Annotated in this window: 13 protein-coding genes; 10 read left to right on the forward strand and 3 right to left on the reverse strand. The window is 67.5% G+C overall.

Going from position 1 to position 15159, the window contains the following annotated elements:
- Positions 1 to 570: 570 nt before the first annotated feature.
- Together DPM12_RS18750 and DPM12_RS18755 are read right to left on the reverse strand one after the other, a co-directional pair.
- Positions 571 to 3549 carry an HtaA domain-containing protein gene (locus tag DPM12_RS18750; protein WP_112259887.1) on the reverse strand — a complete coding sequence of 993 codons (2979 nt, stop codon included), beginning with the start codon at positions 3547 to 3549 and terminating at the stop codon, positions 571 to 573.
- 18 nt (positions 3550 to 3567) lie between these two features.
- Complete coding sequence (locus DPM12_RS18755; protein ID WP_123788422.1) at positions 3568 to 4386, reverse strand: hypothetical protein; 819 nt, start codon at positions 4384 to 4386, stop codon at positions 3568 to 3570.
- 134 nt (positions 4387 to 4520) lie between these two features.
- Here DPM12_RS18755 and DPM12_RS18760 point away from each other — a divergent pair, with 134 nt between their 5' ends.
- The 4 genes from DPM12_RS18760 to DPM12_RS18775 are packed head-to-tail and all read left to right on the forward strand — an operon-like array spanning position 4521 to position 8402.
- Positions 4521 to 5189: a biliverdin-producing heme oxygenase gene (locus DPM12_RS18760; protein ID WP_211659138.1), complete on the forward strand. Its 669-nt coding sequence runs from the start codon at positions 4521 to 4523 to the stop codon at positions 5187 to 5189.
- Complete coding sequence (locus tag DPM12_RS18765; protein ID WP_211659139.1) at positions 5189 to 6403, forward strand: heme/hemin ABC transporter substrate-binding protein; 1215 nt, start codon at positions 5189 to 5191, stop codon at positions 6401 to 6403. Before DPM12_RS18760 ends, DPM12_RS18765 begins: the two co-directional genes overlap by 1 nt.
- Positions 6400 to 7581, forward strand: coding sequence for a FecCD family ABC transporter permease (locus DPM12_RS18770; protein WP_211659140.1), 1182 nt, complete (start codon positions 6400 to 6402; stop codon positions 7579 to 7581). Before DPM12_RS18765 ends, DPM12_RS18770 begins: the two co-directional genes overlap by 4 nt.
- The gene (locus DPM12_RS18775) at positions 7572 to 8402 is read left to right on the forward strand and encodes a heme ABC transporter ATP-binding protein (RefSeq protein WP_112259889.1); all 831 of its coding nucleotides are present in this window, start codon (positions 7572 to 7574) and stop codon (positions 8400 to 8402) included. The genes DPM12_RS18770 and DPM12_RS18775 overlap by 10 nt, the downstream gene beginning before the upstream one ends.
- 91 nt (positions 8403 to 8493) lie before the next feature.
- Here DPM12_RS18775 and DPM12_RS18780 read toward each other — a convergent pair whose 3' ends face one another.
- Complete coding sequence (locus DPM12_RS18780) at positions 8494 to 9030, reverse strand: hypothetical protein (RefSeq protein WP_112259890.1); 537 nt, start codon at positions 9028 to 9030, stop codon at positions 8494 to 8496.
- A gap of 174 nt (positions 9031 to 9204) precedes the next feature.
- Here DPM12_RS18780 and DPM12_RS18785 point away from each other — a divergent pair, with 174 nt between their 5' ends.
- The 6 genes from DPM12_RS18785 (at position 9205) to DPM12_RS18810 (ending at position 15091) form a co-directional block, all read left to right on the forward strand.
- Positions 9205 to 9792 carry a hypothetical protein gene (locus DPM12_RS18785; RefSeq protein WP_112259891.1) on the forward strand — a complete coding sequence of 196 codons (588 nt, stop codon included), beginning with the start codon at positions 9205 to 9207 and terminating at the stop codon, positions 9790 to 9792.
- Positions 9793 to 9947: 155 nt separating this feature from the next.
- Positions 9948 to 11030 carry an NAD-dependent epimerase/dehydratase family protein gene (locus tag DPM12_RS18790; RefSeq protein WP_112259892.1) on the forward strand — a complete coding sequence of 361 codons (1083 nt, stop codon included), beginning with the start codon at positions 9948 to 9950 and terminating at the stop codon, positions 11028 to 11030.
- The gene (locus DPM12_RS18795; protein ID WP_158542949.1) at positions 11020 to 11754 is read left to right on the forward strand and encodes a PIG-L deacetylase family protein; all 735 of its coding nucleotides are present in this window, start codon (positions 11020 to 11022) and stop codon (positions 11752 to 11754) included. Before DPM12_RS18790 ends, DPM12_RS18795 begins: the two co-directional genes overlap by 11 nt.
- A gap of 12 nt (positions 11755 to 11766) precedes the next feature.
- The gene (locus tag DPM12_RS18800; protein ID WP_112259894.1) at positions 11767 to 12513 is read left to right on the forward strand and encodes a WbqC family protein; all 747 of its coding nucleotides are present in this window, start codon (positions 11767 to 11769) and stop codon (positions 12511 to 12513) included.
- An 11-nt stretch (positions 12514 to 12524) separates the two neighbouring features.
- Positions 12525 to 13961: a glycosyltransferase family 2 protein gene (locus tag DPM12_RS18805; protein ID WP_112259895.1), complete on the forward strand. Its 1437-nt coding sequence runs from the start codon at positions 12525 to 12527 to the stop codon at positions 13959 to 13961.
- A 29-nt stretch (positions 13962 to 13990) separates the two neighbouring features.
- Positions 13991 to 15091, forward strand: a complete 1101-nt coding sequence (locus DPM12_RS18810; RefSeq protein WP_112259896.1) for a glycosyl hydrolase family 18 protein — start codon at positions 13991 to 13993, stop codon at positions 15089 to 15091.
- Positions 15092 to 15159 lie beyond the last annotated feature (68 nt).

Below are 15159 nucleotides of genomic sequence, written 5' to 3' on the forward strand. Positions count from 1 at the left end.
CCGACTCGAGTTTCAAGCTTGATCACCACTCAACGTTAGATAGTCTCGCATCGCCCCTCGCGTCGACTCCCGCCCCCCACGGCCGCGGCGGCAGGCCCGGCCGCCCTCCGCAGCGCCTCGTGCGCACGCTGGACACGTGCCCGCGGCAACGCACAGCGATCACGCCCAGGTCGGCACCTCGATTGCGTCGGCAACGACCGCCCTGGCGCAGATCTCCGGTCGCGCGAACGATCCCGGCACCGTTCCCGACCGTGGCGATGAATTGTCCCGCCTTCGTGCGGGCAGGAATCCGATGATGACTCGAGCCGTGACTGAAAATCTGCCGCCCGGGGCAGGAGCGCACTTATCGATGCACTAATAGTGATAAAAAAGTCATATTTTGTGCGCGACGGTCGTTGAAACTCGCAGTGGAATGTATCCCCCAGCCCGCTGAATGTGAGACGTATTGTCTGCGGTCGTCGTGCGATATTGCGGAATACGGTGCCGAAGCAGTGAAAAGCACGCGCCCCACGGCCGCAAAGACCGTGGAGCGCGTACTGGCCGGGCGCCACGCCGGCGAGCCGCGGATCCTCAGGCGGTGCCGAAGCGGCGGCGAAGCGTGCAGATGGCGGCGCCTGTACACAGGATCAGCGTGCCGAGGAGCAGCAACGACGCGGTCCCAGTGCCCGTGTCGGGCAACGTGTCGTCACCGGTACCGTCGTCACCGTCACCGGTGCCGCCCGGATCGTTACCCGGCCCGTTGCCGGAACCGTCGTCGTCCCCGTTGCCGTTCTCGTCGCCGGCTGGCTCGCCGGGTTCGATGGTGAACTCACCGGAAAGCTCGACCTGGCCGGCGGTCAGTGCCGCAGTTGCGGTACCCAATGGAAAGTCGCCCGGCACGGTCCAGGTCAGCTCGGCGGCGCCGGCGTCGTCGACGGAGGTGGAGCCGACGTCAACCGCCTGCCCGTCGGTGACGGTGACGGCGAAGCTGAGCGGGTCGAGCTCGGCTCCCTCCTCGTAGAAGTCGGCGAAGGCCGGGACACCGCCGGCAGTGAGGGTCGCCGGGACGTCGGTGGCGGAGGCGGTCCCGTCGTCCACGTTGAGCGGGTGGTCGCTCAGGTCGAGCGCCGCGAAGTCCACCTCGGGATACTCGACGATCTCCCCACTGTCGAGGCTCTTGCTCGCCACGTCGGCGACGAGGACGCCGGTGTCGCCGTCGATGACGACCTGCGGATCGGTGATGGTGAGTTCCAGGAGCGGTCCCTGGCCGTGGTCGTGTCCCGCGAAGTGGATCTGGCCGGCAAAGGACAGCTCGGCACGGTCGCTGTCGACGTGCCCCTCGCCGTCGGCGAACCGGAACGTGCCGTCGTCGTTGCGGGTGGCAGGGTCATGCACCTCGATGGACCCGTTCGCGACACCACCTTCGATGTAGTCGCGGAACGATTCGCGAACGCCCCAATCCAGGGTTCCGTCACCGGCGGTGCTGCCTGGCTCGGTGCTGACCGTGACCTGTGCGGTTTCCCCGGCGGGAAGTCCGTCGCCGTGGAACGTCACGTCCTCGCCTTGCACCACCGTCGACGGCGAGATCGTTAGCTCGGGCTCGGGATCGGGGTCCGGGTCGGGTTGGGCGTCGGCGAAAGTCACCGGGACGAGGACGTCCTGGCTGCGGTCTGCCCGGTAGTCGATCGGTGTCGCGTCCTCGGCCTGCGCCGAGCTGAAGCTCGCTACGTAGCACCGCTCCTGCAGGCAGTCCTCACCCGATCCGGTGACAGTGCCGGGGACGGTGAAGGTCCGGCTCAGGTTACCATCGGCGTCGGCGCGCACGACACCGTGCGCCAGCCAACCGGTGGGCCAGCCGTACTCCTCGTGGGTGGACGTGTTGGCCGTGATCGCCACCGAGATGGGCCGATTCGGTGCGTACCCGGTACCGGTGACCTCGATCTCCTGGCCGACCTCGATGTCGGTGGCCGGCTCGACGGTCAGCTCGGGCGTGCGGGCGTCGGCGAACGAGATCGGCGTGCTCGTCGTGTACGCCGGGTGGGCGTCCCCGTCGACCGGCGCCGTGTGGACAGCGAGCGTCGCCCCGGGCTCGACATCCACGGTTTGCAATTCGACCTCGAAGGAGCCGTCGTCGCCGAGCGCGTGCTCGTCGTTGCCCGGCTCCAGCGTGAGAGCGGGATCGAGCTCGGGTACCGGACCGTCCCCGGCCTCCGGCCCGATGCCGACCCGCAGGCCGCTCTCCAGATCGCCGGGTGCGAACCCGGTGCCGGTGACGATGATCGAGTCGGCGTACGGATCGAGATTCGCCGTCTTCGACACCTCGATACCGGGCTCCGGAGTCTCCTCCCCGTCATCGGCCACCGTCACGGGGATGCCGAACTCGTGCTCGGCGGTGACGGCGCCGCCGGCGGCATACGTGTAAACGCCGTAGTTTCCTGCGGCATCCCCGTCCGTGCTGACCGTCAGGGTGGCCTCGAACGTGCCGTCGGGCGTGAGCTCGACGTACTCGTCGAGGATCGCATCCCGGTACCGCTCCGGCACCTCATCCAGGGTGGCGCGCGTCATCGCCCAACGCTGGTCCAATACGGTCCGGGCATCCGAGCCGGCGCCCAGCGACGGTTGCCATTGGTCGGCGAACGCGCCGAACACCACATAAACGCCGGCTGGCAGCCCTTCGGGTACCGGTTGGCGGGCAGCGGGGTTGGCCTCGGGGTCGAAACCCGATCCCCGGACCACGATCTCCTCGCCGGCCGTGACCTCCGTGTCACCGAGCGGCGTTTCGCCGTCAGCGGCAAACACCTCGACGACTGGATCCCACTCCGGATCCGGTTCCTCGTCGTCGGGCTCCAGCGTGGCGGTGAAACTGACCGGGTCGAGCTCGATGTCGGGTAGTTCAGCGGAGTAGAACTCGTCCCATCCAATGGCTTCCATGGCCTCGAGCACCCCGGTTGTCGGCGCCTCCTCGACGGTGACGACGCCATCCTCGTCCGGTGTGAGATCTGCGGTGCTGAGATCGACCGTCGCGAATGCGAGATCCGTGGCCTCGACCGTTTCGGGCGGTTCAAGGCCGGGATCGGCACCGGCGAAGGGGCGGTACTCGGCATCGACGACGAGCGTCGCCCCGTCACCGTCGAGCTGGAGCCGCACGTTGCTGATGGTGAGCTCGAGGATGGGGCCGTCGCCGTAATCGTGTCCCCAGGTGTACACCTGGCCCTCGAACGCGATCTCGCCGGTGCCCGTCTCCGGATCGGCGGTGCCGGAGGCGTTCGGGAACGTGAACGGGCCGCGGGCGTTGCCCGGCCCGTCGAGCCATTCGGCGCCGTCACTGGTGACGATCTCGCCTCCGGCGATGGGCCCGGCGATGTAGTTGCGATAGGACTCGCGCAGGCCCCACGTGAGCTCACCCGCCGATACCTCATCGGAGATGGCGGCCCCGGCCCGGGCATCCGCATCTGTATCCGCATCCGGCGTGGCGGCGCCGGCCGTGGCGAGGGTGGCGGCGACGAGCGTAGCGGTCAGCCCGGTGGCTGCCGCGCGCCCCGCGTGCCGGCGGGAGTGTGTCGTGGTCATGCTGTGCTCCTCACGTTGTCAGCTGCTCGGGGTCGGTGATCCAGGAGTCGCGGAACGGTGGCGTGCGACGGCGAGCACGGCAGGACCGGCGATCAGGGCGAGCGCGCCCGCGACGAGCGGGGCCGTCGTCGACGAGCCGGTGGCTGCCAGCCCGTCATTGGTGTCGTCGTCGGCGTTCGGTGACGCACCCGAGGCGGCTCCGCCGTCGGCGGACTCGCCTGGCACGCCGCCGGATTCGTTGCCGTCCTCGCCGCCGGCCCCATCGCCGGCCTCATCGCTGTTCCCCGCTTTGGACTGCTCATCCGAGCCGGATGTGGCGAACGTCACGGGGATCAGGACGTCGGCGCTGCGATCCGCGGAGCGGGTGTGGTCGGCCCGGGTCCCGACGACGCAACCGTTCGGGGCGATCGACGTGTCGAGACAGTCGGTGTACTCGTCAGCTGCGGAGACGGTTAGCTGCACGCTGAACGAACCGGTGCCGTTCTCCTCGTCGAACGGTTGTGCCAGGCCCTCCCCGTAGGACGGAGGGTTGGAGGAGATCCAGGCCGACGAGCCGGTGCCGCCTTCCATGTCCATGCCGCCCAGGCAGGGCGTGGGCTGCTGGCCGGGACCGTTGTCGACGCAGAGCACGACGTAGATGCCGGTGTTCAGGTCGAAGCCCGAGCCGGACACGGTGATCGTCTCGCCGTCCGGATCGAGTTCCTGGCTTTTCGAGACCGTGACCGTCTGTCCCTCGGGCCCGGTCTCCGACGTCGCCGACGCGGGCGCCGCGAGGGCGATCGAGACGCCGAGGCCGAGACCCAGCGTGGTCACCAGCCGTGTAGTGGGTAAACGCATCCTTCACCTCGGATGTGTGTGAGCGGACGATGTGCGTGACTGCCAAATAGGTAAGGCTTGCCTAAGCACGATATCGTATAGGTAAGCCTTGTCTAGCTTTGGTAAGCCTTACCTGATATGTCGTAGGAGGCGCCGTGACCGCAACGACCACGCTGGATCGACCACCGTTCTCGCAGGCACTGCGCGAGCGCAGTCGCGAGGTGCATCGCCAGGCCGAGCGCTCGGCATTCGTCACCGCCCTGATGAACGGCCAGCTCGACCGTTCCGGATACGCGCTGCTGGCCAGCCAGCACCTGTTCATCTATGACGCACTCGAATCCGTGGCCGAGCACCTGCGACACACCCACACGGCCGGGCCGTTCATCACCGACCGGCTGCGGCGCCTGCCGAGCCTGCAAGCCGATCTCGATGTCCTCCTGGGACCGGGGTGGCCGCAGCGCATCGCGCCGCTACCGGCCACCCAGCGCTACGTCGAGCGCATCTACCAGACGATCGATTGGCCGGGCGGTTACGTCGCTCACCACTACATCCGATACCTCGGAGACCTGTCCGGTGGACAGGCCATCCGGGCCGTGCTGGCACGCTCGTACGGCATCGACGGCGACGGGGCGAGCTTCTACCGTTTCGATCAGATCGAGAAACCGAAGCGGTTCAAGGACGAGTACCGCGCCAAGCTTGACGCGGCACCGTGGGAACTCGACGAGCAGGAACGGGTAGTCAACGAGGTCCTGCTCGGCTTCCGGCTGAACGCCGACGTCTTCGCCGACCTCGCCCGTGCCGTTGGCCTGGAGCCGAGCCAGTGATGCGCCCGCACGGCCGCCGTTCGCTCGCCGTGGCAATGATCCGTGGCTACCGGGTGCGCCGCCGGAGGCACCCGCTCCCCGGCGCCTGCGCCATCCTGGCTGCGCTCGTGCTCGCGACCGGGGCAGCGTGCTCCGGCGAGCAGGGTGGCGCCGCGCACGGCCGCGAGCCACGCACGGTGGACGCGTGCCCGGAGCCGGTCGAGGGATTCGCCGTCAGCGTGGACGGCGATGGTCAACCGTTGGAGCCCGCGGATCCTTCCGAGAATCTCGCGGGCCGCGGCGAGCAAGCCGATCCGCGGTCGCTGTCCGGGCGCACCACTGCCGAACTCGACAACGAGCGTGTCCACCCCGTCGTCGATGCCCCCGCGCCGGAGCTACCCGTGGAGGTGGCGTCCTGCGACGGCGAGATCGTCGAGATAGATGACGCCAGCCGGATTCTGGCGGTCGACTTGTACGGCACGCTCGCGGAGATCGTGTTCAGCCTTGGCCTGGGAGACCGCGTCGTCGGCCGGGACATCTCCACCGGCTTCCCGCGGGCCGAGAACCTGCCCGTGGTCACGCCGGGCGGGCACGACCTCAACGCCGAGGCCGTGCTTGAGCTGAACCCCACCGTCGTGCTGACCGACTCGAGTATCGGCCCGCCCGAAGTTCATCAGCAACTGCGTGATGCCGGTATTCCGGTCGTGTTCTTCGACGACTCGCGCACCATCGACGGCATCCCCAGCCAGATCCGGGCCGTCGCGGGGGCGCTCGGCGTCCCGGACGCGGCGGAGGCGTTGATCGACCGCACCGAAGGCGAGATCGCCGGCGCCATGGCGATGGCGCCCGACGACGTCGAGCCACTGCGCATCGCCTTCCTCTACACCCGCGGAGGCATGGTGCAGCTCCTGGCCGGCCCGGGATCCGGCGCCGACGCCATGATCCGGGCCATCGGCGCCGTCGACGTCGGTACCGACATTGGCCTCGATCAGCCGTTCACCCAGATCACCTCCGAGGCACTGATCGAAGCGCAGCCGGATGTGGTCATCATGATGACCAAGGGGCTCGAATCGATCGGTGGGGTGGAGGGAATGGCCGAGTTACCCGGTCTGGCCCAGACACCCGCCGGCGAGCACCGCCGCGTGGTCGATATGGACGATGCCCAGCTGCTGAGTTTCGGACCGCGCACCGGCGCGACGATCGCGGCACTGGCCGAAGCCGTCTACGCGCCGTGACCACTGTCCGGGACATCGTGCCGGGGCCGGAGACCACGGCGCGAGGGTCGCGGGGCTCTCCCGAGCCCGCACGTGCGTCCGAGCCCCGGAAGGGCCGCGGACGGAGTGCGGCGCTGTTCGCCGTCCTGGGCGCGGCGCTCGTGATCGCCACGGTCGTGGCCGCCGGACGCGGCCAGCTGACGATCGTTCCCGCGGAAGTTGTGGGCTCGATCGCGCATCGCGTCGATACCGGCCTCGAGTGGTTGCTCGCCCGTGCCGGGCTCGCCGTCGACATCCCGCTCGACATCGGCCGGTTGCCGGCACATCCGCAGGGAGAGAACACCCTGTGGCTGGTGCGGTTCCCGCGGGTGGTCCTGGCCATCATCGTGGGCGCCGCGCTGGCCGTCGCCGGTGCGTTGATGCAGGGTGTCTTCGGCAACCCGCTAGCCGAACCCGCGATCGTGGGAGTCTCGCCAGGCGCGGCGGTCGGTGCGAGCCTGGTCTTCGTCACCGGGGCAAGCTTCCTCGGCGAATGGACCGTCCCCGCAGCCGCGTTCGGCACCGCGCTGTTCGCGACCCTGCTCGTCTACGCCCTGTCGCGATCGGGCGGGCGGACCGAGGTCGTAACCCTCATTCTCACCGGAGTGGCGGTGACCGCGGTCGCCTTCGCCATCGTGTCGTTCGCCACGTTCATCGCCAGTCCTGACGCTCGCGAGCAGATCGTGTTCTGGCAGCTCGGTAGCTTGAACGGGGCACGCTGGACGGCCGTGAGCGCCGCGTTCCCGCTCATCGCCGCCGGGCTGATCACGGCGATCGGGGTGACCGGCCCGCTGGACCTGTTGGCACTCGGTGACCGGTCCGCACGGCACCTGGGTGTCAACGTCGAGCGGCTGCGCATCGTCGTGATCGTCACCGTGGCCCTGCTCGTCGGAGCCGGCGTGGCGTTCGCCGGGGTGATCGGCTTCGTCGGCCTGGTAGTGCCGCACCTGATCCGTATGATCGTCGGGCCCGGTCACCGGGTGCTGGTGCCGGCCAGCGCGCTGGGCGGCGCGGTGCTCCTGGTGACCGCCGACCTCGTGGCCCGCACCGCCATCGCATACGCCGACCTGCCGATCGGCATGCTGACAGCCCTCGTGGGTGGGCCGTTCTTCTTCTGGTTGCTGCGCCGCACCCGCACGCGTGCCGGGGGATGGGCATGAGCGTCGGGCTCCGCCGCGGCACCGGCCTGCCCGAACCGGTCGACGTGGGTGACGTGATCGCCGCGATCCGCGACGCGGAGGTCAGCCTGGGCGGCGCACGGGTCCTGCAACGGGTCTCGCTGGAGATTCGTGCCGGCGAGGTTCTCGCGCTGGTGGGGCCGAACGGTGCCGGCAAGTCGACACTGCTGTCCGTGCTCACCGCCGACGTGATGGCGGGCGCTGGAGACGTCGAGCTGTACGGCCGGCCGGTGGCGTCGTGGTCGCCCGTTGCGGCCGCGATGCGGAGAGCCGTGTTGCTGCAGCAGGTCACCGTCTCGTTCCCGTTCACCGTCGCCGAGGTGGTGGCGATGGGACGCGCGCCGTGGACGAACACGGCACGAGAGCGCGATGACGGGGAGGCGATTGCCGAGGCGATGCGGCTGGCCGATGTGGAGAGGTTCGCGACGCGCCGGTTCCACACGCTCTCCGGCGGGGAACGAGCCCGCACGGCGCTGGCACGAGTGCTGGCCCAGCGCACCCAGCTGATCCTGCTTGACGAGCCGACTGCGGCACTGGACGTCCGTCACCAGGAGCTCGTGCTCGGCCTGGCACGGGAGCGGGCCGCCGCTGGTGATGCGGTGGTGCTCGTGCTGCACGATCTGAACTCGGCCGCGGGCTTTGCCGACCGCGTCGCCGTCCTGTCCGGTGGCCGGCTTGTGGCCGACGGCCCGCCGTCGAGCGTGTTCACCGCCGATCTGCTCAGCGACGTGTACCAGCATGGAATCGAGGTGCTCACGCACCCGCGCACCGCGACGCCGATCGTCCTCCCGGTCCGGGTATGAGGTGGTGGAAGGCCCGTCCGGTCGTGACCATCTGGCATCCTCGAGTCGGCGTGAATGCCGCCACGCAGCGCCCATCACGCCACCGCGTGAGTCACGCCAACGTGCTCTCGGTGTCGCCGCGGTTCAACCGCGTGCTCACCGCACGCGTCCGTCCCGTTCGCTCGTTTCGATAGGCACCCAGCACCGTGCCTTCGGTGCCATACAGCTCGATGACGACGGCGTCGCCCGCCACGCTCCACGTGTCGTTGCGGTCTCGGGTGCGCACTCGCAGCTCCGATCCTCCGTCGACGTCGATCGTGACAAAGCTGGCCAGGCGGGTGTGGGTGATGTCCGTTATGGTTCCCTGAGCGGACACCGGTGGCACCTCGACGCGTGCCGCGCGCCTCCACGCGGCGCTGCGAGAGTGAACGACCGCCAGGGACATGACGGCGATGCCGATGCCCACGATCAGCAGGAGAATCGCTACGAGGGGATTGATATCGTCCCGGAACCCGCTGTCGTCCTGGCTGGCGAGATTTCCCACGATGGCGATGCCGATGACAAATATGAAAGCCCAGAGGGCGATGGCAGCCCAGCGATATTTCCGGCCGAGCCGGCGGCGTTCCTGTAGCGGGTACAAGGCCGACATCGACAGTCCTCCTCGGCAATCGGCAGCATCACGTGGAATTCTCGGGTCGCGGATGAGACGGCCCTCGGTTTGTACCATATTTACCGCCGAGATGGTGGATTCTCGTGCCGGCTATCTAGCGCCCGGAGACGGTAGCTGACCAGCGGCCAGTGTGGAGGCGAGTGGGGTGGAACGGTGAAGAAAGAAGTATTGATCACGCTGGCCGTGTTTTTCGGCATCGGCATCGCGGTCATCGTCCCGTTCATCATCGTGTATGGCGACAGCATGCCGCAGGCAGACGATGGCCGTGCCTTGGGTGCCAGGCGTGCGATAGGCGAGGACCCGGTCGTGCTCATCGTGGTCGTCGGGACCGCTGTCGTTGCCGGGACGGCTGCCGAGTTGGTCTTCAGACGGTTGCGGCCGCGCTTCGCGCGGCTGGAGACGACCCGGGATGTCGCCGCGGCTGCCCGGGCGGTGTCCCAGGTCGGGGGCTCCGGTGGCGAGAGCGGTAACCATCTGCGGGAGCGCGCCCAGCAGGTCGCCACGTCGTATCTGCTAGGGCTGGACAAGCGGCAGTGGCCCTATGAAGCAGACCGGGTATGGGCCTACATCGATACCGGTGATGTCGAGGTGGTCGCGGAACGCAGCTTCCAGAAGCCCGGCCTGTTGTGGCACTGGGGAGACCGTCATCGTGCCACTCGAATGGATGTCCGGGGGAGGGCCCGGGTGCGCACAGATGGGACGGAAGCGAGTGAAGCCTTCATCGTCGAACCCCACGTGTGATCATGAATGATTTCCTCACTCAGAGAGGGGGAAATCATTCATGATCATGGAATTGTCACGCCGGAATCACGGTAGCGTCACGCCCTCTGTGTCTTACTGGATTTTCAGTAGAGGTGGGTTTTCTGCGTCATCGATTTGGGGGCAACACGGTGCCGATGTCATCGGACGAGCTGGCGTGGTCATGCAATGACGCCAGCAACACGACAACATCCACATTGATAACTGGAGGTGCGGGGTTCATCGGGGGACACCTGGCGGAGCGTCTACTCGCCGCTGGGCATCACGTGATCTGCATCGACGATCTCTCGACGGGCAGCGTGAGCAACGTCGCCAGGTTGAGCGATTATCCCGGATTCGAGTTCGTGCGCGGCTCGGTTCTGGACGAGAAGCTGGTGGACGGCCTGATGTCCCGGGTCGACACCGCGTTTCACCTGGCAGCGGCCGTGGGCGTCCAGCTCATCTTGCAGGAGTCGTTGCTCGGGCTACGCACCAATATCCAGGGCACGGAGAACGTGTTGGACTGTGCCCACCGCCACGGCGTGCGCACGCTGATCGCGTCGACGAGCGAGGTCTACGGCAAGAATCCCGCGGCCCCACTCAGGGAAGACGACGATCGCCTGATCGGATCGCCACTCATTCGCCGCTGGTCCTACTCGGAGGCCAAGGCGTTGGACGAGACGATGGCGTATCTGTACTGGTCCGATCTCGGGACTCCGGTCGTGATCGCTCGGCTGTTCAACGTGGCCGGCCCGAAGCAGACGGGGCGCTACGGCATGGTCATCCCGAGATTCGTCGACCAGGCGTTGCGCGGCGAACGGTTGACGGTCTACGGGGACGGCAAACAGACCCGTAGCTTCTGTCACGTCTGGGATGCCGTGGATGGACTGATCGCCCTCCTGGAGCATCCGGCCACCTACGGGAAGGCCGTGAACATCGGAAGGCCCGAGGAGGTTTCGATCCGCCAGCTCGCCGAGCGCGTCATCGCCGTCACGGGTTCCGTGAGCACGATCGAGCATGTGCCCTACGCCGACGCCTACGGCGACGGGTTCGAGGACACGATGCGCCGGGTCCCGGACATCGCCCTGGCACGTGAGCTCGTCGGATTCGATCCGCACCTCGGACTCGACGACATCATCATGAGTGTCGCCGCCGAGCACGGCTCGGCGGCGACGAACGGTTCGACGATGTCGCTGGGCTCCGAGCCCGGCGGAGCGGAGGTGGCCGCACGTGTTCGGTGATGAATTCCTGGCGAGGCAGCGGCTGCTGGTCATCACGCCGCATGCCGACGACGAGACCTATGGATGTGCCGGCAGCATCGCGCGCATCAAATCCCTCGGCGGTGAGGTGTTCGTCGTGCTGGTGTCGGCGGGCGACCTGGAGCACTTCGGTGACGACGGGCAGGGGCACAACAGGAAACTGGTGTCACATTCGACGAGGTTGAACGAGTTCGACTCCGTGATGCGTCGCCTGAAGGTCGACGACTGGGATGTCCTGTTCACCGATGAGCAGACCCATCTCGCTCTGGACACGGTGCCGCGCAAGGAGCTGGTGCGGCTGCTGGAGTCGGACGGCAGGCTCGCGATCGACCAGATTCGCCCGACGATGATGATGATTCCAGCGGTGAGCTACAACCAGGATCACGAAGCGCTGTACCGGGCGTGCGTCACGGCGACCCGTCCCGGAGTGCCTGGCCAGCGGCATCTGGTTCCGTTCGTGCTGGCGTACGACAACACGTCGTTGTTCTGGTCATTCGGCGATGATCGATTCCACCCGAACTGGTACATCGACATCTCGGATTTCCTCGCCACCAAGATCGAAGCGATGCGCTTGCACGAATCCCAGGTCCGGCCCCCGATCTACCACGGAAGCCCGGAAAGCCTTGAACTGGCGACGCGGGTCCGTGGGCGCGAGGTCAGCGTGGAAGCAGCCGAAGGCTTCGTCGTACTCCGTTCGCTCATCTAGGGGAGGGGCGAGATGGGAGACACGATCGTTTCGATCCACCAGCCGAACTTCCTGCCATGGCTCAAGCTCCTCGACAAGATCCTGGCCAGCGATGTCTACGTGGCCTATGACACGGTCTTGTACACGAAGTCGGAGTACCACGCCCGGCAGAAGGTGAAGTCCCACGCCGGCCCGGTGTGGCTCTCGGTGCCTGTCCGTCATGTCCGGGGCCAGCAACAGGTCATCGAGGAGGTGGTGATCGACAACGGCCAGCCATTTCGTAGCCGGCACCTGCGCCGCATCAAGCTGTCGTACGGTTCGACACCGTACTTCGGTGAGGTCTTTCCGATCCTCGAGGACGTCTACGGGCGCGGGCAGGAGCGGCTCGTCGATCTGAACGTGGACCTGATCGGGGCGCTGTGCAGCTACCTCGACGCCCAGGTGAGAATCGTGCGGGCAAGTTCCGTGCCACACGACGGTGACCGGACCCAGCGGCTGATCGACCTGGTGACGAATCTCGGCGGGACCGAGCACCTGACCAGTACGTTCGGCACCGACGGCCCACCGGTGGACTGGCATCGATTCACCGCGGCCGGAATTCCCGTCAGCTCCCAGCACTTCGAGCATCCCGAGTACGAGCAGGTCGGCGACGACTTCATCCCCGGCCTGGCGGCGATCGACATGCTCTTCATGTACGGCCGCAAGGTGGGCGAGGTGCTCGCGAGCCGGAGACGCAACGTGCGTGTCGATCCGGCGAGCGGAGCCGAGCCAGGCAGGTAGGCACTACATCGATGGACGTCGCGCTGTTGCTGCTCGTCTTGGGCGTCAACCTCACGTTCTGGACGCTCGTCGGGGGAGTCCGGCTGGCGAACGAACGTTGGGCTCGGCGGCGACGGGCCGGCGCCTCGCGGGAGACATCCGCACCGCTGGGGCCGGACGATGTCGCGGTCCTCATCCCGGCGCACAACGAGGAGCCCGTGATCGCGGCGTCCATCGCCTCCGCACTCCGGTTGGTGCCGAGCCAGAACGTGCACGTCGTCGCCGACGGGTGCACCGATGACACCGCCCGGATCGCGCGGGACGCCGGAGCGCAGGTTGTGGAGCTCGACCCCGGTCGTGGCAAGGCCGGCGGGATCGAGGCGGCAGTCCGACACTTCGACATTCCCGGCCGGTTCGAGGTTCTGCTCATCGTCGACGCGGATACCGAACTCGACGAGCACTATCTGGAACGCGGCTTGCCGATGCTCGACGAACCCGATGTCGTCGCGCTGGCCGGCTACGCGAAGGCGAGCTGGCGACCCGCAGAGCTCGATCCGATGGGCCGCTTTCTCGTGGCGTACCGCACCCGGCTGTATGCGGTGATGCAATGGCTGAAGTACGGTCAGACGTGGCGCTGGACCAACGTCACGTCGATCGTTCCGGGATTCGCCAGCATGTATCGGACTCATATGCTCTCCCGGATGGACCTGAACCCGCCGGGGCTGGTCATCGAAGATTTCAACATGACATTCGAGATACATCGCAAACGGCTGGGAAAGATCGCTTTCCGGCCGGGTGTGAACGCCACGACGCAGGACCCCGATAATCTCGCTGATTACTACCGCCAGGTGCGTCGTTGGTTTCTCGGTTTCTGGCAGACCTTGCGACGACACGGATTCTGGGCGAGCGGATTCTCGCTGGCGCTGCTGCTGTTCATCGTAGAGGTGATGGTGGCCAGTATCGGGCTCGTCGTGCTGGCGCTGGCACTCGTGTTTCTCGGGCTGAGCGCGGCGGCAGCGGCGCTGGGCGTATCCGGTGGCTGGATACTCGACCTGCAGATGTCGCTGAGCTCGTCCCTCGATCTGTGGATCGTACTGTTCCTGCTGGTCCTCCCGGACTACCTGCTCACCTGCCTGACAGCAGCAGCCTTCCGGCGCCCCAGCCTCCTGTGGTACGGCGTCGGCTTTCTCGGCCTGCGGCTGCTCGACGCGATCGCAGCGCTGCTCACGCTGCCGCAGGCATGGAGTTCGCGGTCCACCGGCCGATGGGTGAGCCCGGCCCGGCGCGTTGTTGGATTGGTACCCGGGACATCGGGTGCGGCCGTACTGCCGGGCTCGCCGGGCGCTGAGCACGGCAGCACGGCCGCGCCTCCGGGTCCGGATTCGGGTGGCCCGCCCCCGGGAGAGACGTCGGGTGGTCCGAGCCCGGGAGAGACACGGCACGACGATGATGGGCCGAGCGCCACGTGACCGGGCCGGTGCGACATCGACGGGGGCGCATGCCGACGGGGCCGTTCGCCGGGCTCGTGGCGCTGCTCGTGTTCGCTGCCGTCCTGGTGTTCGCGCTGTTCCTGGCCCGCGGCAATCCCCTCGCCGGCAGCCCGGATGGTGACGGGGGACGGCCGACGGTGATCGGCTACGTGCCGTACTGGGATCAGGTGCGCGCTTTCGACGTGGCAACAGCGCATCTCCACCTGTTCGACGAGATCAGTCCCGTGTGGTACGCACCGGAACCGTCGGGTGGGGTAGAACTGGCCGATGCCGAGCACACCGTCGTCGATCCCGCCGCGGTGGCGCACCTGCGGGCAGAAGGCGTCCGGGTGGTACCGACGGTCACGAACCTGCGCAGCGGGGAGTGGGACACCGAGACCGTGCAATCGGTGGTGCGTGATCCGGACACCCGGCGCGCGCATATCCGGGAGCTGGTGAACCTGGCTGTGACGGAGGATTACGACGGCCTCGACATCGACTACGAAGATCTCGATGCGGCCGACCGCGAGCCGTTCACCGAGTTCGTCGTGGATCTCGCCGCCGCCTTGCACGCCGAGGACAAGATCCTGACGGTGGACGTGCACCCCAAGACGTCGGAGTCCGGTGACGACGGCCGCAACCAGGCACAGGACTTCGCGGCGATCGGGGCGGCCGCCGACCAGGTTCGGCTGATGACCTACGACTACTCGTGGGACACGTCGCCACCGGGTCCGGTGGCACCCGCCGACTGGGTCGAGGAGGTCGTCGCCTGGACCGTGACCCAGATCCCGGCACACAAGGTCATCCTCGGCATCGATCTTCTCGGCTACGACTGGGCCGACGGCCACGGCGAGACGGTCGACCACGCGCAGGTGCAGGATCTGCTGGCCGAGCACGGATCCACCGTGAACCGCACGGATGACGGGACGCCCTGGTTCGTGTATCACGATGCCGGCGGCACGCGGCACGAGGTGTGGTTCGAGGACGCGGAGAGTGCTGGCGCCAAGCTCGAACTCGTTGCCGACTACGATCTCGGCGGCGCGTTCTTCTGGCGGCTCGGTGGGGAGGACGCGGCCGTGTGGGACGACGAGATGTGCCACCTCGGCTGTCCCGAACAGCATCCCAGGTGAAAAGTGGTCCGAATGGCCCTTGGTAGAGCGGTTATGCCGGTGTACATTCAGAGTGCTTTTCCTTGGGG

The sequence above is a fragment of the Phytoactinopolyspora halophila genome (assembly GCF_003287285.1).
Classification (GTDB): domain Bacteria; phylum Actinomycetota; class Actinomycetes; order Jiangellales; family Jiangellaceae; genus Phytoactinopolyspora_A; species Phytoactinopolyspora_A halophila.

Bases quoted from the DNA above. Each gene is read 5' to 3' on its own strand.
- DPM12_RS18800 (WP_112259894.1), top strand. From the start codon at position 11,767: ATGGGAGACACGATCGTTTCGATCCACCAGCCGAACTTCCTGCCATGG.
- DPM12_RS18775 (WP_112259889.1), top strand. From the start codon at position 7,572: ATGGGCATGAGCGTCGGGCTCCGCCGCGGCACCGGCCTGCCCGAACCG.
- DPM12_RS18780 (WP_112259890.1), bottom strand. From the start codon at position 9,030: ATGTCGGCCTTGTACCCGCTACAGGAACGCCGCCGGCTCGGCCGGAAA.
- DPM12_RS18810 (WP_112259896.1), top strand. From the start codon at position 13,991: ATGCCGACGGGGCCGTTCGCCGGGCTCGTGGCGCTGCTCGTGTTCGCT.
- DPM12_RS18750 (WP_112259887.1), bottom strand. From the start codon at position 3,549: ATGACCACGACACACTCCCGCCGGCACGCGGGGCGCGCGGCAGCCACC.
- DPM12_RS18790 (WP_112259892.1), top strand. From the start codon at position 9,948: ATGTCATCGGACGAGCTGGCGTGGTCATGCAATGACGCCAGCAACACG.
- DPM12_RS18805 (WP_112259895.1), top strand. From the start codon at position 12,525: ATGGACGTCGCGCTGTTGCTGCTCGTCTTGGGCGTCAACCTCACGTTC.
- DPM12_RS18765 (WP_211659139.1), top strand. From the start codon at position 5,189: ATGCGCCCGCACGGCCGCCGTTCGCTCGCCGTGGCAATGATCCGTGGC.
- DPM12_RS18755 (WP_123788422.1), bottom strand. From the start codon at position 4,386: ATGCGTTTACCCACTACACGGCTGGTGACCACGCTGGGTCTCGGCCTC.